Raw genomic sequence first — 18,984 nt, 5'->3', positions numbered from 1 at the left:
CTCCAAATATTATTAGTAAAATCATCAATGAAGTGATTAATAGTATGATCCTTTTTGGAAAATACTTCCTACATAAATTAATTTCTCCTTTTATGATTAATCTTATGAATCATTTTAACAGATAACTTAGAAAATTTGATACTATCTCGATAAAAATAAAAAATTCAATTACTTTCCACGTCACCCTCAATTTGAAATCCGTATATTATCAAAAATGGAAATTATTACCACATAGGGAAATAGAACTATTTTTATTTTCTAACATAATCTATATTAACCTTGTTTACTTGGTGGCATTGGCAAACAGATGCAAATCACTTTTATCTTCATGGTAAGAGTGATTTTTCTTTTAATTTTATTAATAACACAACGTAAAATTTTTCATCTGCTTCTGTGGATTCCATATTAAATTACCCTATTAAAATGCGCTAAAGAAGAGTTACTCCTGCAACTCTTTTTTAGCGCATTTATTTATTATAAAAATTACTGATTAAATTTATCTAACGTGTAATCATAATTAATTTCAATAAGTCCATCATTTAACGCAGTAAGAAATCTATTTACAGACTCAACTAATACCTCTGTATTAATATATTCTGTCGGTTCAAACAGTTGCCACACCGAATAAATCCCCCACTTGTCATCACCTTTATACAGGAAATTCATAAGATCTTCATTTCGATTAATTGATTCATAATTCATGTTATCTCTTGATCCATTTTCTACCTTTTGAACCCATTCACTTAATTGACTCGCAAACTCCGTAAGATTTAAATTAGGATCATGAAAAAATAACGTTTCATTTAAATAAATATTTAATGAGCCATCTATGTATTTACCAGTATTGGCAACATAAGCCGGTTCTGTAGGGATATAGTCATTTAATATAAACAAGAATTTTATATTCATAAAATTCTCCTTTCGTATGTAGTTCAATCTTAATTTGTGTATCTTCGTACTTAGTTTGTATTGTTTCCTATTTTTGGTATTTCCCTCGATTTTATTTTACTTTTTCATCTTTTTATTTTTAGTTCGTAAAGGTATTTAATAAAACGAAAACTACTGTTTTACAATTGGGTCTTATCAAATTTTTACCAACTTATAGTTTATTAGTTAGAAATAAGAGGAAACCTTATATTAAAAAAGTTTCCTCTTATTTCCTTTATATTTTAATTAAAAATTAGAAAGGAACAATTTGAAATGCAAGAACAAATCGATGAATTAACTTTATTGTTATTATATTTAACAGCATTTGAAGAACACACTGTATCAGGTGAAACTACACTTAGAAGTTGGAAGGGCTATCCTTTTGATACATTAAATAAATTATCGAATAATAAACTCATATTTTTTAGTAATCGTGCTAAATCAGTTTACTTAACTGAAAATGGAATAGAATTAGCTAACAAATTAATACAAAAATATATTATTCAAAACGAAGATTAACTTTTTATTTAGGTCACCTAAAACTACAGAAGTCTATATTAAGCTTATTCACAATGATGTACGCATTCTATCTAGTAGTCATTCCTTAATATTTCCGTTGCTTTCTTTACATTAGTTACAGTTAAAAAAATACTATCTTTTTCACCTATATAAAATGATTTCACTCCAACCTTCCGCCACAAATTATCGTAAATTTTACTAAATACTCCTGGAGTACCAGCTGGAATATTTAATATAGCTAAAATTGTTTCTTCCTTAAATTTCACATTGGTGGATTCAAGTGACTCTCTAACGACTTTAAGATCCCGTTTATTCTGCGATTCGGTTGTTCCAGGTACAAGTCTAACGAAATTATTATTTTCACCACTTTTTGTCATTAAAATCCCAACAATATTCACTGAATCGTTAGCAATACCTTTTAATACACAATTTAAAGTTTCATCATTTACTATAAAAGTAAATTGGGTTCTATATTCAATATCAAACCTTATCTGATCAACTTTACGGCCATTAGAGCGATTCAAATTCTCCACATCCTAAATTTTTTTGTTTTTATTAAAGTATGTGAAAAAAATAAAAATGTTTTTGTTGAAGATTAAGCTTCCTCTTCACCCTTCGTTTCTTAAACACTACTAAAAAAACCCCTAATCATAAACAGCAGAACGTTTTAAACTGTCTATGATTAGGTGACAGAGAAATATTAATTTATTATTTTACTTCTAACTTAAGGTGTAAATGTGATTATATTCATATCTCTATTTATGGCCGATGCAGAAGTAACACTTACGCTTGTAGTAAATATTACTCTAAGACTATAAGTTGAAGTAGCATTTGCAGGTGCTATAGCAACTTGAGTACTTGCAAATTGAAACCTATGCGTTCCAGCTGTAGTTTGGTTTGTATTAAATACTCTAGTGTCTATTAATGTAGCATCTCTATATAGTCGTAGTTGAAAAGTAACTGTCCAGTTTGCAGTTACCACTAACTCAATCGCTGTTGCATAATCAATTTTAAGCTGCTGGTTTGCAAGCACAGCCTGAGTAATACTTACAATTGTTACTTCTGTATTAATTGGTGGGAATACAGCAATCGTTCCTGCGTTTTCTGCAAATGTTAAAGTCGGTCTTTGACCTGTTGGACCCGTTACTCCTGTTGCTCCGGTTACTCCCGTTGTTCCGGTTACTCCAGTTACTCCCGTTGAGCCTGTTATTCCGGTTGCTCCGGTTGGGCCGGTTGAGCCTGTTGGGCCGGTTGTTCCAGTCGTTCCGGTTACTCCCGTTGTTCCGGTTACTCCAGTTACTCCCGTTGAGCCTGTTATTCCGGTTGGGCCGGTTGAGCCTGTTGCTCCGGTTGGGCCGGTTGCTCCCGTTGTCCCGGTTGTTCCCGTTGCTCCCGTTGGGCCTGTTACGCCTGTTACTCCCGTTGCCCCGGTTGTTCCCGTTGTTCCCGTTGCTCCTGTTGCTCCCGTTGCTCCGGTTGGGCCGGTTACTCCCGTTGCCCCGGTTGTTCCCGTGGCTCCCGTTGGGCCTGTTGTTCCCGTGGCTCCCGTTGGGCCTGTTGCTCCTGTTGCTCCCGTTGCCCCGGTTGTTCCCGTTGTTCCCGTTGCTCCTGTTGCTCCCGTTGGGCCGGTTTCTCCTGTTGCTCCTGTTTCTCCCGTTGCTCCGGTTGGGCCGGTTACTCCCGTTGCCCCGGTTGTTCCCGTGGCTCCCGTTGCTCCTGTTTCTCCCGTTGGGCCGGTTGTTCCCGTGGTTCCCGTTGCTCCTGTTGCTCCCGTTGGGCCGGTTTCTCCTGTTGCTCCTGTTTCTCCCGTTGCTCCCGTTGGGCCGGTTACTCCCGTTGCCCCGGTTGTTCCCGTTGCTCCCGTTGCTCCCGTTGGGCCGGTTTCTCCGGTTGTCCCGGTTGTTCCAGTCGTTCCTGTTACTCCCGTTGCTCCCGTTGCTCCGGTTATTCCTGTTGCTCCCGTTGGGCCGGTTACTCCCGTTGCCCCGGTTGCTCCCGTTGCTCCCGTTGCTCCCGTTGCTCCTGTTACTCCCGTTGCCCCGGTTGATCCTGTTGTTCCTGTTGCTCCTGTTGTACCAGTCTCACCTGTTACTCCGGTTGATCCGGTTGATCCGGTTACTCCGGTTGCTCCTGTTGTTCCTGTTACTCCGGTTGATCCAGTTGACCCAGATACTCCTGTTGCTCCGGTTACTCCTGTTGCTCCTGTTAATCCGGTTACTCCTGTTGCTCCTGTTGATCCGGTTACTCCTGTTGACCCTGTTGATCCAGTTGACCCTGTTGATCCGGTTACTCCCGTTGCTCCGGTTGCTCCTGCTACTCCGGTTGATCCTGCTACTCCGGTTGATCCAGTTGATCCGGTTACTCCGGTTGTTCCTGTTACTCCGGTTGATCCAGTTGCCCCAGTCTCACCTGTTACTCCAGTTGACCCTGTTGCTCCTGTTGCTCCGGTTGACCCAGTTGATCCAGTTGTTCCTGTTATTCCTGTTATTCCGGTTACTCCGGTTGATCCAGTTGACCCAGATACTCCTGTTACTCCGGTTGACCCTGTTGCCCCAGTCTCACCTGTTACTCCAGTTGACCCTGTTGCTCCTGTTGACCCTGTTGCTCCTGTTGATCCGGTTACTCCCGTTGCTCCGGTTGATCCGGTTACTCCGGTTGACCCTGTTACCCCAGTCTCACCTGTTACTCCGGTTGACCCTGTTACTCCTGTTACTCCGGTTACTCCCGTTACTCCGGTTGACCCTGTTGCCCCAGTCTCACCTGTTACTCCAGTTGACCCTGTTGCTCCCGTTGACCCTGTTGCTCCTGTTGCTCCGGTTGACCCTGTTACTCCTGTTGACCCTGTTGATCCTATTGCTCCTGTTGACCCTGTTGACCCTGTTACTCCTGTTGTTCCTGTTGTTCCTGTTACTCCGGATGACCCTGTTACCCCAGTCTCACCTGTTACTCCAGTTGTTCCTGTTACTCCCGTTACTCCGGTTACTCCTGTTGCTCCAGTTGAGCCTGTTACTCCTGTTACTCCTGTTGTTCCTGTTGGGCCGGTTGACCCTGTTACTCCGGTTACTCCGGTTACTCCCGTTACTCCGGTTACTCCGGTTACTCCCGTTACTCCCGTTGTTCCCGTTGTTCCTGTTGTTCCTGTTGTTCCTGTTGTTCCCGTTGTTCCTGTTGTTCCTGTTGTTCCTGTTGTTCCTGTTACTCCGGATGACCCTGTTGCTCCAGTTGAGCCTGTTACTCCGGTTACTCCCGTTACTCCCGTTACTCCGGTTACTCCTGTTGTTCCTGTTTCCCCGGTTGCTCCGGTTACTCCCGTTGTTCCTGTTGCTCCTGCTACTCCTGTTGCTCCTGTTGCTCCTGTTATTCCGGTTACTCCAGTTGAGCCAGTTGAGCCAATCACCCCAGTTATTCCTGTCGCTCCGGTTATTCCCGTTATCCCAATACCAGTTACTCCAGTTGCCCCGGTTGCTCCGGTTGCTCCAGTCACCCCTTGAGGACCAGTTTTACCTTTTTTACCTCTAGGTCCCCTACAACACTTATCACAACAGTAACATTCCTTCGAATCTTTACATATACAGTCTTTACACTTACATTTCTTACAGTCTTTACAACCGCAGTCCTTACACTTATGTTTCTTACAGCTTTTACAATCGCAGTCCTTACACTTATGTTTCTTACAGCTTTTACAATCGCAGTCTTTACACTTACATTTACAATCTTTGCAATTACAAGATTTTCTATTTTCTTTGTTGTCTTTACCCAAATTATCACCTTTTCTAACTAAAGAACCAATTTGGAAATAAATTCTTGTCCATTTTTCATACCAATATAATCTTATGTACAAACATTAAATATTGATTATGTTAGAAGTCCATGTAAAATTTGGTAATTTTTTACATAGTCAAATAGATAAAAATATTTGACTTATACTTTTATACTCAATAAAAAAAAGAGGATATTTATTATCCTCCTAAAATTATAGTTGTGCTCTAACGATGTAACGTGAATACGTTATAAGCAAACCATCTTTCTGGGCATTTCGCTCAAATATACGAATTGCTTCTGATAAATGCTCTTCAAATACTTCCATTAATATGGATTGTTTTTGGCCAAGCATCTTAGTTTTATTACATCAAGTTTGTTCGGTACTTAGGAAATACTAAAAAATCCTTAGTTTTACTAAGGATTAAAAATAATTTTAATTATGATAAACGCACGCTTGATTTAGAATATACAAGTTCATAGTATTCAGACATTTCTTGTTCTGTTACATTGTATCTTCTTTGAATTTCATTGTGTTCTTCCAATAAGTTTTTTGACCATTCCATTGATTGTCTATCTGTTATTCTACCACTCTTTAATAACATTTTATTTTTTGCAATTTCTGACCTGAATTTAAGTTCGAAATCTGCAATTTCTATGATTTCTTCAGGAGAATGTTTTTCTTCGTTATTGCTAGAATTGCTATTCATTATAAGTATAATACCAATTACTACTATTAAAATTACAATAAACCATACCACAATATCACCACCTTTCATTTTCATAATATCATGTATAAATAACTAATAGTTAAACATTTCCAAAATTTAGTCCTAAATGTCTATTCCTGAAAATGATGAGAGAGTGTCGTTGAAAAAACTATTCATTCAATATGTCTTTTTCCTATTTTTTTTCTGATTATTTTCGAAAATAGCATCATTTCCACTTTAAAAAAGGTATTTCATATAAATTTTCTTCATAGTCAACGCGTTTAAAATTTACTTCTTTTCATACTTCATTTTCTTTTTTATTTATCTGAATTCAATTAATGGAGAAAAACGATCATAAAATATATAAAGGAACTTCAACTAATTTGAAGTTCCTTTTTTCATATTATTAAACTGGTAGAACATTTTTTCTGCTTTCTAAAACCTTATTCATTTTCTATTTTCACCATTAATTTCCCGTCTTTATAAATCGTTAAGTAAACAGTGTCACCGACTTTTAGGGCAGAGTTGGAATTTTTATCTGTTATTTCTTTTTCGGTAAAGCCGTATTTCTCAGAATCATCACATACAATTTGATACTGATTTTTATTATCTGTTTTTGCAAGTTCGATCACTTCACAAACACTAGTTTTTAAATTTGAATCTACATTCATTAATTCTTCTTTATTAACCAGCGTAATGGTACTTTTGGATTTAGGAATTTTGATTATAATTGGATGTGCTTTAGCATGATTAAAATTAATAATAGCAATAGATATGATGATACCGAGGGTTAAAACAAAGGTACCTATTATTATTCCTGCTGTCTTCAATTTTTCAATTTTATCTTTATCCAAATTAAAGTACACCTCATCTTTTTAGTATCTATATTCCCTAAAACAAAATGAAATCCTTCTTTTAAGTTTCATACAAAAAAGGCCTTTTACATCTTTAATGTAAAAAGCCTTTAACTCTTTTTAAATATAGCGTCCAATTACTCATATCACTTTGATAGCTTGCTAGATTTCCTCCAAATTAAAGAAAACAATAGAAGTAAGATTCCTACTGAACATCCAATCATTTGATCTAACAAAAATTCACCTGTACGAATAATGTGTATGATAAAAGTCCCACCAAAAATAATGATGATTAGTAATGATAGTTGGAGCATATACTGATTAATTTTCATCTTTTCACCTCACTTCTTTAAATATACCATTTTTTTACAAGTTTATTAATCTAACTATACAAATCAAATGGACTATAAAACACCGTTACAATTGTAATGTTTTTTAATAATTTTTATCATATTTGAAAAATTTGACACATGGACAACCTCTATCATCATAGGATTAATTGATTAAGATTTTGAAAAAATGATCTGGGAGGGAAGGTATTGATTAGAAAACTGCTTACTGTTTTAATTTTAACCTGTTTTATGTTTGTTGGTTTTGGTATTAAACCTAGCCAGGCAGCTACATCTCAATTTATTATTATTAACAAAGCAACAAATCAACTAGCTTATTATGAAAATGGGAAACTCTACAAAGTTTTTAAAGTAGCAACAGGTAGAAGTCCATCTCTGACGCCAGAAGGTAAGTTTAAAATTGTAAATAAAATAGTAAATAGACCTTACTATAAAGGTAACATTCGTGGCGGGGACCCTAGAAATCCGCTAGGAAACCGTTGGCTTGGATTAAATGCTCGTGGTACATGGGGAACTACATATGCTATCCACGGAAACAATAATCCGAGCTCGATTGGAAAATACGTAAGTAGTGGTTGTGTTAGAATGTATGATAATGAAGTAGAATGGCTTTTTGCTAGAGTAAAATTGAGCACACCTGTTGTCATCACAACTTCAAGTAAATCATTTGACTCAATCGCAAAGGCTAATGGGTATAAGATAACAAGTAGTAGTGGTGACTCTAATGCAGTTATCCCAAGTGGAACGATCTTAAAAAAGGGCAGTCGTGGTACTACAGTTAAAAAGCTTCAACAAAAGCTAACATCACTCGGCTATAGTACAAAGGGTGTCGACGGGATCTTTGGGAACAATACTGAACAAGCCGTGCGCAAATTCCAAAAAGCTAAGCATTTACAAGTTGACGGAATTGTAGGACCTGCAACGATTAAAGCACTTGGCGGTTTATAAATTCGAATTTTAATAGAGGATATTCCTCTATTTTTTTTTGTTTATTGTAATTATTTTACTCTAATAACTTAAACACATAATTTGGCTTTATTTATATTTAACTAATTAAAAAGCCTATTAACTCCAATAAATTTCGACTTCAACTTTGATCACTAGATTATTCTAAATTATTCATAATCAAATTCATTAGAAAGTTGTTGAGGTTAAACAATTCCAAAATTTAAAATTTCTTCATTGCCTTTATTCTCACTATGTAAAAACTTTTTAATCGTTATTCGAATGTAGATACCCGTTTCCATATAAAAAGACTACCTAAGCAGCCTTTTGTTGTAGTCATACACTTTTTTCATCTTCAAATTCAAGCTTAAAATAATTAACAACACGGCTATAAAATGGGTATATGATCCCAATAACGAAAAGAATCCAACCAATATTTGTGAGATATCTTGGACCAGCAAAATTAGAAAAGTAAGTTAATGTTACAATTAATAATCCAAACAAAATATACAAAGTAGGTATTAATTGTTTCATTATGATCTCCTTTTACATTTTTATTTTTTATAGCTTTTTTGAACTCTCTTTTCCTAAAAGGATAATAGAGTATTTATCTAGATTAGTATAATGAATAGTTTATTCAAATAAATACTATTCACTTGTCAAAATTAATTTTCTTGTTTCGATATCATATATTTTGTAACTAATTTCAAAATTATGATCTTTAGTCACTGTCACTTTACAATAATATGGAATTGATTTCCCATAAGCAGCCAGTTTAGGAATGTCCTTGAAAGTAAATATTTCATCTTGGTCTATTAAATCAAAATTTGCTTCGGAAATACGGCCTGAAGAATCAATTTCTATCACACATCTTCCACTGACAACATCATATTGTTTAAACACAACAGATTTAAGACTTGGAAGTGTAATCGCTAAAATTAGGGCACCAAGTAATAAAAACCCAAGACCTTTTCCAATTTTTACTAATGTATATTCTCGATCAATAAATATTGGAATAAATATAAAAACTGCTCCTATTATTAAAAAGACACCAATTATGAGCATGGAATAATATGTAAACATTTTTTCACTTCCTAAAACTACAATCTACCAATAATTTTGTGAGTACTTCTTCAAATACTCTTACTTATATAAAATTTAAAATCAGCTATTTAATTAAAGTCATTCGATACAGTATATTTATTTCCGAATTTCAGTATCTTGTAATTTTAAACAACTTCTTTTTCATCTAGATCATTGCGGTGATATAGTTAATCTTTAAAAATGATTCTCCATCTAATCAAGAATAGTCTATAATCGAAATTTTATTATCTAGAAATATTTCTAAAAAAGACATTACAATCCATTAACACCTCACATGTTTACGCTTAAATCCTAATAGACCTTTATCTAAATCTTTTTGAATTTTTTCAGAGCAAAGTAAAATAGTACTTTTTTTCTTGTCCTTTTTGATTTCGACTGGTCCAATTCCTTTTGCAGTTTCAACTGCTTTTTCATGTTGAGGTAAATATGAAATGGCTACTGTATAAATAAAATTATTCATAGCAGATTTTGTTCTTTCAGGGGATTCATGGATGGTATCTTTTACTTGATCAAGCATAGTTGAAATCTTGTTCGAGTCAAAATCAATATCCGAGCGATTCCCTAATAGCCAACAGTAACAGCTCCAACCAGCTGACATTTTAAGTTCGTCTCCGCTTTTAATCCATTTATCGGCTACCTCTTGTGCAATATTTGCTTCGGCTAAAGTAACTGCAACTACATAGTCAGAAAGCATATAGAAATAAGCTCCATCAATCCATCTCTCAAAATCTTCTTCAGTCATTTTCAAAGGCTCTGCAATAATTCCCGCAAAATACATGGCATCGTAATTACCTGTTGCATATAATTGATCCGCTAATTGTTGATTTAGTTTAATTTTTTTAGCGATCGGTTTCATTGCCCCTGTTGCAACCCCAAATAGTGGTTCATGTGCACCATTTCTTATGTATGTCTTTTTTGTCCGTTCCTTACCAAGTGCTTCAAGCTCCTGCATAACTGTTTCCAATTCCACTCTTTCACACTTCCTTTCTTCACTTTCCTACTACACCGTTTCCTTTAATCCATCATTTTTATCATGTAATACTAACTACAACAATATTATATCATTTCTTCTACTACTGAACTGCACATCTAACTATCCAACCAATTCTTCCTTATAAAACTCAAAAAAAATAAGTTGCCATGGTCACACATTTTCGAGAAAATAGGTAATCATTACAACTCTATATAATTAATTATATTTTTTATTGAATTGGCTTTCTCAATACCAATGCTTCGATATCCATTAAATCCATTAATCTTTATGATTGCACCACTATTTGTGAACCAAAGTAATGAACTGTATTCAACCGTTTGATCTATTGGACTTCTGAATGATAACTGAACATCATATTTAGATAAGTCTAAAATTGGTTTGTCTATTTTTTTACTAAATAAAAATATTTCTTCTAATTGATTTAATTTTTCTTGTTTTTCTACTTTCACTGGTTCAAATTTAATGACATTTTTTCCAAATTTTGTGTAGTTGTAACCAATCCATATTTCATTTTTCGTTTTGCTGTGCTTCATTTTTTCAAAATAAAATCCACCTAAGCATAAAGCTAGTATTGAAGCAAAAATCAAGAATTTATATGCCTTTCTCAAATATAGTCCCTCCGTAATAAAATCAGCTTTCTAATATAGTATAACCATATTTTACCATTTTAATAGTTAATTTAATATAAAAAATGTTCTAATTTCATCAAACTTTCACATATTTTATCAAAGACTAGTTTTTCGAAGTGAGTGAAGATCATGAATTTATGTTTCGACTTATAAGATTATTATGTAAAGTAAAACACGCTTTACTAATTTGCGAGTTAATTTGGTAAAAATTTCATTATTTCATTTGACAAAATTGACGTATCCCATGGATGCCAGTAATAGTTAGCACCGTCAAATTCAATAGCATATTTATAAGCGATTGCCTCACCTGTATACAATACTACTTCATAATGTGTAGAATCTGTATCATTATGAATTGGTTGAAAATTCAAATCATCTTTACTGTTGCTTAAGATTTCCAGAAAGTTTACTATTTTTTCTTTTTCTTTAATCTCTGATATTTTTTTCTCATCAGGTGAATAAGATTGGTAGATTTCAATCAGATTAACTTTTTCGATTGGCACATCTTTAAAATACCACTTATAATCAATTGTTCCTCTTGCATAATAGATTTTATATCCATTTAATGCAGTTTTGTCCTTTATGGCAATACATTCAGGATTATCTTTAATTGAATAAATTTCTGTTCCTTTCTCATGAAATGCTGCATCCCCATCTTTTATTTTATAACTGGTATTTGTAACATGATCTGCTACCTTAAATTTTACTTCCCCTACTTTTTCATCAATAAATTTTTCATTAGCCAAAATTCCCGATTGTATGCCATTGTACTCAACCCCATTTAATCTAACAAAGTCTACCCACTCTATAATTGATTGACTTTCTGTAGGGATAAAACGACAAGCAACTAGTAGTAAAGGTAATATGATAAACGATAGCTTAAACAGTTTCATTCTTTTGATTAAACCCTCCTAAAAATAGTCTTTTTTACATAGTATTCAATTTCTTTAATGAAATGACCTTCCTAGATTCACACCAAAAAGGTTGAATAATAAACTAGAATATCAATCTATTAAAAGATGAAATAGGACCTTAAATGCCCCACTCTTTATTTTTCCGTGACAAACGCACATTTTTTCTAAAAGCTTGTCTTTGAAAGCACTTACATTTCGATTGCACATAAAATGTATTGAATGGAGGGATGAATAAATGGAAAGAATTTTTTTAATGTTAGCTAGTATTATTGCTGGTTTTGCTTTAATCAAAATGCCTTTAGCAGGTACATTCTTATCTAGCGTAGAGCCATTAACAGATTTAATTGGTATTTTAGCTATTTTAATTTTCTCCCTATTCCTAATATACAAAGGGTTTATGAATCTTATCGGTAAGTAGGAAAAATATTAGGTTTAGGCATCTTATTGCAATATATTAACGATACAAATTATTAAATTAACCTGTATCAGATTACTAGTTAATCTAAGATACAGGTTATTTTTTTGATACCAAACAGTAATACTTTTACATTTTTGCTTTTTTAGTGTTTTTTCCTTTTACCCTCTTCAATGTTGCTACGATCAGAAAGCTCACAATTACTAATAAGAGCCATGAACTTACTTTCCCTAAATGAACTAAACTCCATGCAACCGACTGATTTGGATATTGCCATGCACCAAAAAACGTTGCAATATTTTCGGCAATCCATATAAAAAATCCGATTAGTACAAAAGAGAGTGCAATTGGCATACGGTACTTAATCCCATGAACTTCATAAATGACCCAAGATTTCCAAAAAACAATTATGACAAGTCCAGATAACCACCAACGAACGTCGATCCAAAAATGGTGCGTAAAGAAATTTAAATAAATTGCTGCTGCAAGTGAAGCAACTACAAAAAATGGTGGCCAATTAATGAGTTCAACATTCATCCTTCTCCATGCTTGACATAAATAACTTGCAACACTTGCGTACATAAAACCACTATATAATGGCACTCCAAATAATTTGGAGTATCCTTCCCCAGGATATGCCCATGAACCCATATGTACCTTAAAAAGTTCAAGCGCAAGTCCAATTAAGTGAAATAGTGTGATTACCTTTAATTCATCAAATGTTTCAAGTCTAGAACGCACCATGATCCATTGCATCAAAATACAAATCAAAAGTAACCAATCATATCGTGGCAATAATGGTAGGTGTACAATTTTAGTAAAAGCTAAAGAGGCAAAAATCACAACAGGAAAAATACACGATAAAGCCTGCTCCAAACCAAAGCGGACAAGTTGTTTAACGGCTTTTATAAAATGTGACTCATCCTTTTGAAGTATTAAATTCACAATTAGCTCTCCTTTATATATTGATATCAATCATATCGATCTACTTGTTGTCTTCATCATTTTGATATGCCAAAATATCTCCAGGTTGGCACTCTAGTGCCTTACAAATCGCTTCTAAAGTTGCAAAACGAATCGCTTTTGCTTTACCGTTTTTCAATATAGAAAGATTCGCCATCGTAATCCCAACCTTTTCTGAAAGCTCGGTTACACTCATTTTCCTTTTTGCTAGCATTACATCAATATTGATAACTATTGCCATGTTCTTCACCTCAGACTGTTAAATCATTTTCTGATTTTATATCAATCGCTTCTTTCAAAAGCCTTTCGAGAACGGCTGCAAAGACTGCAATTACCAATGAAGCAAAAATAAAGACCATACCAATAACAATAATTCCTGGTGCGTCATCCATATCTGCAATTAAATAAAAAAGTGGCAATCCTAGTACATACAATACACTGATTACGATCGCACTAAATTTTATTTTCTTTAAAGCGTTAACCGATAGTTCCGAGAAGGCTTTATTTTTATCAATGTAGCATAAAAGTTTAAAAGCTTGATAAAGAGCGAAATAGAAAGGAATTGCTGCTAAATAAAGATCTATAAAAATGAAATATTTCATTAAAGTAATATTCGGATACAACTCAGCAGCATATTCTGCAATCTTCGGAACTACAAATATACACAATGCAAGAACTGGCAACCCGATAAGAATCACTACTATTTTTAAAAAGAGCGTAGATCCCCGTTTCATAAAAGCACCTCACTAAATTATTTTCAATTTGAATTTAACATATTATTTATCGTTTTACAATAAATTATTGTTGTTTTTTATTATATTATTATTGTTATAAAAATATCCTTACTTTTTATATATAGGAAAGAAGCATTTCACAACTAAAGAAATGCTTGTGTAAAAACTTAATCATCCGATCTCTTTCCAGAAATAAACTAAAAGATTAATTTTAATCTTAGTAACATATTACTGTTAATAACAGTATATTGTTATTAACAGTACGAAATTATTTTTTTGGAAGTATACGAATTTAGGAGGTTAACTATTTATGAAACATACAGGCCGACATACTGGCGCTTTTCTTTTATTGTTTTTAACAGAGGGGGATAGCTATGGAGGGAAACTTTTGCAGAAGTGTGAAGAGGAACTGCCTATCAATCCAATTGACAGTTCCATATTATATCGAACATTAAAGCAATTAGAGACGGAAGGTGCTGTTGAATCTTATTTATGTACATCCGAACAAGATAAACCGATCAAGATGTATAAAATTACTGAATATGGAAAAGAAAAATTAGAAGAATTTCAAATAAATATTGAAGAAAAGCTGAAGAATTTATCATTTTTCTTGAGCAGATACAAAGTATGGAAGGAGAAAAGTCATGATTAATGCTTCGATCCTATACAGTTTAGCAATCATTCTTACTAGTATCTCTTTTATAAAGGATCGAAAGAAAACAAAAGATGCACTATTAAAGTCATGGATAATGTTTTGTAATATTTTTCCTGAAATTTTAACGATCATGTTTTTTGTAGGACTCTCCTTATCCTTATTAACACCTACAATCGTTTCATCTATTATTGGGGAACAGTCTGGAGTGAAAGGAATTATACTATCTACATTAATTGGTTCTGTAGGACTAATTCCAAGTTTTGTCGTTTTTCCTCTAGGAGAAACATTGGTCCAAAACGGTGCTGGCCTGCCCCAAGTAGCATTATTAATGTCAACGTTCATGTCAGTAGGAGTTATTACATTACCTATGGAACAAAAATTCTTTGGAAGAAGTTTTGCATATGCACGTAATGCAAGTGGACTTTTAATGTCTCTTATATTTGCATATATAATTTGGTTGGTGATGGTATGAGTCAATTAAAAAAATATCGTTTCTTTTTTATTTTATTAGTAGTGTTCATCGTTCTTCCACTAATAAACCACTCACTTGGGATGAAAGCATTTCAGTTAACAGGAAATAGTCTAATAAAAATGTTATTTCTCCTTCCACCAGTTTTAATTTTTGTTGGCCTACTTGACAAATGGGTTGAAAAAGAGACTATTATTAAATATATGGGAAATAAATCTGGTATTTACGGTGTTTTATTTGCTTTCTTACTAGGAGGTATTGCAGTTGGTCCACTATACCTAGCTTTTCCAATCGCGGTACTTTTATTGAAAAAAGGAGCAAGCATTCGCTATGTTGTATTCTTTTTAGGAGTTTGGACAACCGCTAAACTACCTATAGTTATCTATGAATTTGCATCATTTGGTATGAAATTTACACTTATTCATATATGTTTAGGCTTAGTATTTTACTATTTAATGGGAATGATTTTTGAGAAATTTTATCATCATAAACAATTGGTAAATTATGAAGATCAGCAAGATATTTCTATATAAGTATCTACTGATGGATAAATGAAAATAGACACTATTTTAGTTAGCTTTAGTGAAAAAAAGAGCCAAAATGAGAAGCGGGTTATAAAAAACTAAATGAAATACTGAGAACTTAAGAAGACTAGTCCGAAAGCTAGTCTTCTTGCATGTATCTTTTTATCTTCCTCTTGAATTTTTTGTAGAATCTATATGAATGTCTAGTAAAATCTAAGAATTTCAATGGGATTTTAATAGGTACTTTATACAAAGTTTTTTTATATAACTTATAGTAAGCTTTTACTAAATCCTCCCATTTTTCATCCTTTCCTTTTTTGTAAAAATCAGATACATCTACAACATATCCCCTGCCATCCTTCATCATCACATTTTTACCGTGAACGTCGTATGGATTTAGTCCACGACTTTTTGCATACTTAAGCGCAATGTTTACATCCTTAATTACACTCTCATGTATTTTTTCACCAATTGCTAGGGCGTTGTATAACGTAATTCCTTCTAATCTTTTTAAAACTAGATACTTTTCACCAAATTGGATCAATTTCGAATAAGCTGGGTGCTCTCCCAATTGTTTATAGACTTGAACTTCTTTTTCTAAACCATCTAAATCTTTTCCATACACTTTAACAACCACATTTGGTTCAGAATGGTGTACAAAAACAGCAGCATAATTACCAGATCCAATACATTTCCAACCTTCAGGAATATTGTTAACGACTATTGGGTCATTTTGACGTTCACTTTTGAGATATACATTCGGAATCAATTCATTTTCAATTAGATTCTTAAAACTAGATTGATTATAGCTCCTAGGAACATAATTAGGATTTCGTGGTCGTTTCAATCTCCATAGCCCTCCAATAAGCAATATTATTTAAATTATACAGGATTTCATACAAAAAATAAGAGAAACTTCTGTGCGTAACATGAGAAAAAGCGAAAACGCCAATCCCTTAAAATAGTAAGGGATTGGCGTTTTTTGGATTTCCGATAATAAGCTCATATGTTAAATAGAAATGTATAGAACCTAGAAAATATTTTTCTATAAAAATATAATATATGGTAAAATATGGTTTGTGATATGATTAACAATGTTTTAGAATCGTATTATTAGTTAATTAAATAAATACAAAAAAACGATGAAAATATGGAGAAATAGGAAATTTTAAATAGATTACGTGTTAAAGGTTCAAGTAGTTATTAAATTTGTATAAGAGAGGTGAAATAATGCTAACTGCTTTATACCCAAGTATTTTTATTATTTTATTATCATTATTTCTTTTTTTATTTTTATTATTTAGAAAGAAAATTTCCATTCTAATATTCATTTATCTACTATTATTTTCTATATATATTAGTAGTCTTATCTCTATAACGATATTTCCTTTTCCATTTCAAAAAGAACTGATTGATTTAATGATTGAAGATAAATTAGGTTATAAACACAATTTTATTCCATTTTATATCTTCACAAATATTGTAGGATCAGATTTTATGGAATATGGACTTGGGATTCTTATAAGACAAGTTATAGGAAATATTATTCTTTTTATGCCATTAGGGTTTTTATTGCCCATTCTTTTTCCAACTATCAAAGTAAAAAGAATATTTATGATCGGTTTAGTTACAAGTATATTAATTGAAGCAATTCAAGGAACATCGGGTTATTTTATTGGTTATAACTATCGTGCGGTTGATATTGATGATTTAATTTTTAATTTTACAGGTACTGTAATATGTGTATTGATTTTCAAAAGTATGTATAAATTATTAAAAAATGAAAATCTATTGTTAGTAAAGAAGACTGTTTAAGAAATATAGTTGGAAGCTTTGGGAGTTGCTAAGTATTTAACTAGGGAGAGCTCTTTTGAATTGTTTTGGAATTCAATTCGTGAACAAATAGGAGCTGATTAATCAGCTCCTATTTTACATTAGATTTCATTTTACATATGAAGCCCTTTTTCGTGATTTTTCTTTCCTCCACGTGACCAAATCACGACTGGTATAAGGATTAAGGACAAAATCCCCCCTGCTAATGATAATGTTGCATAACTTGAATTCGCAACAATCATTCCAGACAATGCACCTCCTGATGCACCTGCTAGTGCGACAAATACATCCACAGTTCCTTGTGTCTTGGCTCGTGTAGTAGAATCTGTTGAATCAACGATTTGAGCAGTCCCACTTATTAAACCAAAATTCCATCCTAATCCTAGTAAAGAAAGCGCAACTACTAGGAGGATCATCGAATTACTTGGTGCCGATGCGGCTAATACTCCAGCTAGTAATAAAGTAGCTCCAGATGCAATCGACATCGCTGTTCGGCCTATTTTATCGACAAGAATTCCTGTAATGAGTGATGGAAGATACATTGAGCCAATATGGAATGCAATCACTATTCCTACTTCATTTAGTCCATGACCGTGATGTTTCATGTGAATAGGTGTCATTGTCATAATAGCAACCATAACAATTTGCGTTAGTACCATTGTCGTTGCTCCGACAGCAATACCTCTCTTTTCTTTCGTACTTTCAATTTGTTTTAAATTTGCTAAATTCACTTTTTGAGTTTTGTTTGACTCGATTATTTTTGATAAAATCAGCGGGTCTGGATTAAGCATTATGAAGAGAAAAAGACCGGCCAAAATAAAAGCTGTGGCAGATAAAATGAATGGACCTGCAAGTGCTGGCACGCTAATGGAGACTGCAAATTTTCCCATTGGACCAACTAGGTTTGGACCTGCAACAGCACCAAATGTTGTAGAAACCATCGCAATACTGATCGCTTTTGCACGTTGATTATTATTTGCTAAATCAGTTCCGGCATATCTAGCTTGCAAATTCGTTGCGGTACCAGCACCGTAAATCAAGAGTGAAGCAAATAAAAGGATAATACTGTTTGTCATTGCTGCAATTACTACACCAATTGCACCAAGTCCACCTGTAATAAATCCTGCAGCAAGCCCAATTCGGCGACCAAATCTTTGAGACAGCCTACCGACAATAAATGCCGCTAATGCTGATCCCAATGTAAAAAGGGATGCTGGTAGTCCTGTAAAAGCATCTGTTCCAAGCATTTGTTGAGCTAGTAATGCACCAACTGTAACTCCGGCAGCTAATCCTGCTCCACCAAAAATTTGCGAAATGCTAACAATCAAAAGAGTCCGTTTGTACAGCATTTTCTGTTTTTCCTCTGAATTCACATAATCCATTGTATAATGATGTGCTCGATTATTCATGTATACCCCTTCTTTTAGTCGTGCGATTTTTAACGAATGATTTCAATATTTCAAAAAATGTTAAACGTTTCATTACATCTACTTTATTTTAACAAATATAAATTTATATCAAACTATTATTTTCTTTTTTTAACAATTGCTGAATCTAAACTGATTTTGACTTCTATATACTGGCATAATCCTCTATTAATAAATAATTAGATAATCATTATCAAATTTTAATAAAAATGTTAAGGTTAATTTAAGAATTTACCTGTAAGATATAGAGTAAGATAAT

22 protein-coding genes and 1 pseudogene are annotated in these 18,984 nt (G+C 33.5%); 7 read left to right on the top strand and 16 right to left on the bottom strand.

The features are described 5' to 3' along the window. Positions 1-483: 483 nt before the first annotated feature. Positions 484-909: a DUF7878 domain-containing protein gene (locus ACSBO6_RS08440; RefSeq protein ID WP_098848739.1), complete on the bottom strand. Its 426-nt coding sequence runs from the start codon at positions 907-909 to the stop codon at positions 484-486. A 291-nt stretch (positions 910-1,200) separates the two neighbouring features. Here ACSBO6_RS08440 and ACSBO6_RS08435 point away from each other — a divergent pair, with 291 nt between their 5' ends. Beyond that, the gene (locus tag ACSBO6_RS08435; protein WP_498844474.1) at positions 1,201-1,446 is read left to right on the top strand and encodes a DUF6429 family protein; all 246 of its coding nucleotides are present in this window, start codon (positions 1,201-1,203) and stop codon (positions 1,444-1,446) included. Positions 1,447-1,517: 71 nt separating this feature from the next. Here ACSBO6_RS08435 and ACSBO6_RS08430 read toward each other — a convergent pair whose 3' ends face one another. From ACSBO6_RS08430 to ACSBO6_RS08410, 5 genes and pseudogenes are all read right to left on the bottom strand, one after another. Further along, positions 1,518-1,970: a hypothetical protein gene (locus ACSBO6_RS08430; RefSeq protein WP_498844473.1), complete on the bottom strand. Its 453-nt coding sequence runs from the start codon at positions 1,968-1,970 to the stop codon at positions 1,518-1,520. Between the two features lie 200 nt (positions 1,971-2,170). After that, a pseudogene (locus tag ACSBO6_RS08425) lies at positions 2,171-4,954 on the bottom strand (collagen-like protein); the annotation flags it as partial. Positions 4,955-5,645: 691 nt separating this feature from the next. Continuing rightward, positions 5,646-5,966 (bottom strand): hypothetical protein, encoded by a 321-nt coding sequence (locus ACSBO6_RS08420; protein WP_498844472.1) that lies wholly within the window; start codon positions 5,964-5,966, stop codon positions 5,646-5,648. Between the two features lie 392 nt (positions 5,967-6,358). Continuing rightward, positions 6,359-6,769, bottom strand: coding sequence for a hypothetical protein (locus ACSBO6_RS08415; protein ID WP_498844471.1), 411 nt, complete (start codon positions 6,767-6,769; stop codon positions 6,359-6,361). Positions 6,770-6,915: 146 nt separating this feature from the next. Then, complete coding sequence (locus ACSBO6_RS08410; protein WP_098847139.1) at positions 6,916-7,101, bottom strand: hypothetical protein; 186 nt, start codon at positions 7,099-7,101, stop codon at positions 6,916-6,918. Between the two features lie 207 nt (positions 7,102-7,308). Between ACSBO6_RS08410 and ACSBO6_RS08405 the strand changes: the two genes are divergently transcribed. Next, positions 7,309-8,067 (top strand): L,D-transpeptidase family protein, encoded by a 759-nt coding sequence (locus ACSBO6_RS08405; protein ID WP_483295205.1) that lies wholly within the window; start codon positions 7,309-7,311, stop codon positions 8,065-8,067. Positions 8,068-8,400: 333 nt separating this feature from the next. On the opposite strand, the gene ACSBO6_RS08400 is transcribed toward ACSBO6_RS08405, so the two are convergent. The 5 genes from ACSBO6_RS08400 to ACSBO6_RS08380 form a co-directional block, all read right to left on the bottom strand. Next, positions 8,401-8,598, bottom strand: a complete 198-nt coding sequence (locus ACSBO6_RS08400) for a hypothetical protein (protein ID WP_098847142.1) — start codon at positions 8,596-8,598, stop codon at positions 8,401-8,403. A 114-nt stretch (positions 8,599-8,712) separates the two neighbouring features. Further along, positions 8,713-9,147, bottom strand: a complete 435-nt coding sequence (locus tag ACSBO6_RS08395) for a hypothetical protein (protein WP_498844470.1) — start codon at positions 9,145-9,147, stop codon at positions 8,713-8,715. 283 nt (positions 9,148-9,430) lie between these two features. After that, positions 9,431-10,138, bottom strand: coding sequence for a DNA alkylation repair protein (locus tag ACSBO6_RS08390; protein ID WP_098847145.1), 708 nt, complete (start codon positions 10,136-10,138; stop codon positions 9,431-9,433). Between the two features lie 203 nt (positions 10,139-10,341). Then, entirely contained in the window at positions 10,342-10,770 is a 429-nt protein-coding gene (locus ACSBO6_RS08385) for a hypothetical protein (RefSeq protein ID WP_098847148.1), read from the bottom strand. 215 nt (positions 10,771-10,985) lie between these two features. Next, positions 10,986-11,684 carry a hypothetical protein gene (locus ACSBO6_RS08380; RefSeq protein ID WP_098847151.1) on the bottom strand — a complete coding sequence of 233 codons (699 nt, stop codon included), beginning with the start codon at positions 11,682-11,684 and terminating at the stop codon, positions 10,986-10,988. A gap of 256 nt (positions 11,685-11,940) precedes the next feature. On the opposite strand from ACSBO6_RS08380, the gene ACSBO6_RS08375 reads away from it, so the two are divergent. Beyond that, a complete protein-coding gene (locus ACSBO6_RS08375) occupies positions 11,941-12,123 on the top strand; it encodes a hypothetical protein (RefSeq protein ID WP_069034392.1) in 183 nt (60 codons plus the stop codon). Positions 12,124-12,249: 126 nt separating this feature from the next. Here ACSBO6_RS08375 and ACSBO6_RS08370 read toward each other — a convergent pair whose 3' ends face one another. From ACSBO6_RS08370 to ACSBO6_RS08360, 3 genes are all read right to left on the bottom strand, one after another. Further along, a complete protein-coding gene (locus ACSBO6_RS08370) occupies positions 12,250-13,029 on the bottom strand; it encodes a DUF817 domain-containing protein (protein WP_098847180.1) in 780 nt (259 codons plus the stop codon). A gap of 76 nt (positions 13,030-13,105) precedes the next feature. Continuing rightward, positions 13,106-13,324, bottom strand: coding sequence for a helix-turn-helix domain-containing protein (locus tag ACSBO6_RS08365; RefSeq protein ID WP_098847154.1), 219 nt, complete (start codon positions 13,322-13,324; stop codon positions 13,106-13,108). A gap of 10 nt (positions 13,325-13,334) precedes the next feature. Then, entirely contained in the window at positions 13,335-13,817 is a 483-nt protein-coding gene (locus ACSBO6_RS08360; RefSeq protein ID WP_098847156.1) for a DUF2975 domain-containing protein, read from the bottom strand. A 310-nt stretch (positions 13,818-14,127) separates the two neighbouring features. On the opposite strand from ACSBO6_RS08360, the gene ACSBO6_RS08355 reads away from it, so the two are divergent. Genes ACSBO6_RS08355 through ACSBO6_RS08345 form a run of 3 tightly spaced genes read left to right on the top strand, consistent with a single transcriptional unit; the run spans position 14,128 to position 15,474 of the window. Then, positions 14,128-14,469 carry a PadR family transcriptional regulator gene (locus ACSBO6_RS08355; RefSeq protein WP_098847159.1) on the top strand — a complete coding sequence of 114 codons (342 nt, stop codon included), beginning with the start codon at positions 14,128-14,130 and terminating at the stop codon, positions 14,467-14,469. Beyond that, on the top strand, positions 14,462-14,944 hold the full coding sequence (locus tag ACSBO6_RS08350) for a hypothetical protein (RefSeq protein WP_098847162.1): 483 nt from the start codon (positions 14,462-14,464) through the stop codon (positions 14,942-14,944). The genes ACSBO6_RS08355 and ACSBO6_RS08350 overlap by 8 nt, the downstream gene beginning before the upstream one ends. Then, positions 14,941-15,474, top strand: coding sequence for a permease (locus ACSBO6_RS08345; protein WP_098847165.1), 534 nt, complete (start codon positions 14,941-14,943; stop codon positions 15,472-15,474). The genes ACSBO6_RS08350 and ACSBO6_RS08345 overlap by 4 nt, the downstream gene beginning before the upstream one ends. 130 nt (positions 15,475-15,604) lie before the next feature. Here ACSBO6_RS08345 and ACSBO6_RS08340 read toward each other — a convergent pair whose 3' ends face one another. Beyond that, complete coding sequence (locus ACSBO6_RS08340; RefSeq protein WP_483295206.1) at positions 15,605-16,312, bottom strand: serine/threonine-protein kinase; 708 nt, start codon at positions 16,310-16,312, stop codon at positions 15,605-15,607. 383 nt (positions 16,313-16,695) lie between these two features. On the opposite strand from ACSBO6_RS08340, the gene ACSBO6_RS08335 reads away from it, so the two are divergent. After that, on the top strand, positions 16,696-17,280 hold the full coding sequence (locus ACSBO6_RS08335; protein WP_498844469.1) for a VanZ family protein: 585 nt from the start codon (positions 16,696-16,698) through the stop codon (positions 17,278-17,280). 131 nt (positions 17,281-17,411) lie between these two features. On the opposite strand, the gene ACSBO6_RS08330 is transcribed toward ACSBO6_RS08335, so the two are convergent. Continuing rightward, positions 17,412-18,707 (bottom strand): MFS transporter, encoded by a 1,296-nt coding sequence (locus tag ACSBO6_RS08330; RefSeq protein WP_098847171.1) that lies wholly within the window; start codon positions 18,705-18,707, stop codon positions 17,412-17,414. Positions 18,708-18,984 lie beyond the last annotated feature (277 nt).

Source organism: Bacillus sp. AL-1R (assembly GCF_052180195.1).
GTDB lineage: Bacteria > Bacillota > Bacilli > Bacillales > Bacillaceae_G > Gottfriedia.
The sequence above is the reverse complement of the archived record's forward strand: the minus strand, read 5'-3'. Positions and strand labels throughout refer to the sequence as shown.

Excerpts from the sequence above, each read along its gene's own strand:
- ACSBO6_RS08440 (WP_098848739.1), bottom strand. The coding sequence starts at position 909 with ATGAATATAAAATTCTTGTTTATATTAAATGACTATATCCCTACAGAA.
- ACSBO6_RS08435 (WP_498844474.1), top strand. The coding sequence starts at position 1,201 with ATGCAAGAACAAATCGATGAATTAACTTTATTGTTATTATATTTAACA.
- ACSBO6_RS08410 (WP_098847139.1), bottom strand. The coding sequence starts at position 7,101 with ATGAAAATTAATCAGTATATGCTCCAACTATCATTACTAATCATCATT.
- ACSBO6_RS08400 (WP_098847142.1), bottom strand. The coding sequence starts at position 8,598 with ATGAAACAATTAATACCTACTTTGTATATTTTGTTTGGATTATTAATT.
- ACSBO6_RS08395 (WP_498844470.1), bottom strand. The coding sequence starts at position 9,147 with ATGTTTACATATTATTCCATGCTCATAATTGGTGTCTTTTTAATAATA.
- ACSBO6_RS08380 (WP_098847151.1), bottom strand. The coding sequence starts at position 11,684 with ATGAAACTGTTTAAGCTATCGTTTATCATATTACCTTTACTACTAGTT.
- ACSBO6_RS08375 (WP_069034392.1), top strand. The coding sequence starts at position 11,941 with ATGGAAAGAATTTTTTTAATGTTAGCTAGTATTATTGCTGGTTTTGCT.
- ACSBO6_RS08365 (WP_098847154.1), bottom strand. The coding sequence starts at position 13,324 with ATGGCAATAGTTATCAATATTGATGTAATGCTAGCAAAAAGGAAAATG.
- ACSBO6_RS08360 (WP_098847156.1), bottom strand. The coding sequence starts at position 13,817 with ATGAAACGGGGATCTACGCTCTTTTTAAAAATAGTAGTGATTCTTATC.
- ACSBO6_RS08355 (WP_098847159.1), top strand. The coding sequence starts at position 14,128 with ATGAAACATACAGGCCGACATACTGGCGCTTTTCTTTTATTGTTTTTA.
- ACSBO6_RS08350 (WP_098847162.1), top strand. The coding sequence starts at position 14,462 with ATGATTAATGCTTCGATCCTATACAGTTTAGCAATCATTCTTACTAGT.
- ACSBO6_RS08345 (WP_098847165.1), top strand. The coding sequence starts at position 14,941 with ATGAGTCAATTAAAAAAATATCGTTTCTTTTTTATTTTATTAGTAGTG.
- ACSBO6_RS08335 (WP_498844469.1), top strand. The coding sequence starts at position 16,696 with ATGCTAACTGCTTTATACCCAAGTATTTTTATTATTTTATTATCATTA.
- ACSBO6_RS08330 (WP_098847171.1), bottom strand. The coding sequence starts at position 18,707 with ATGAATAATCGAGCACATCATTATACAATGGATTATGTGAATTCAGAG.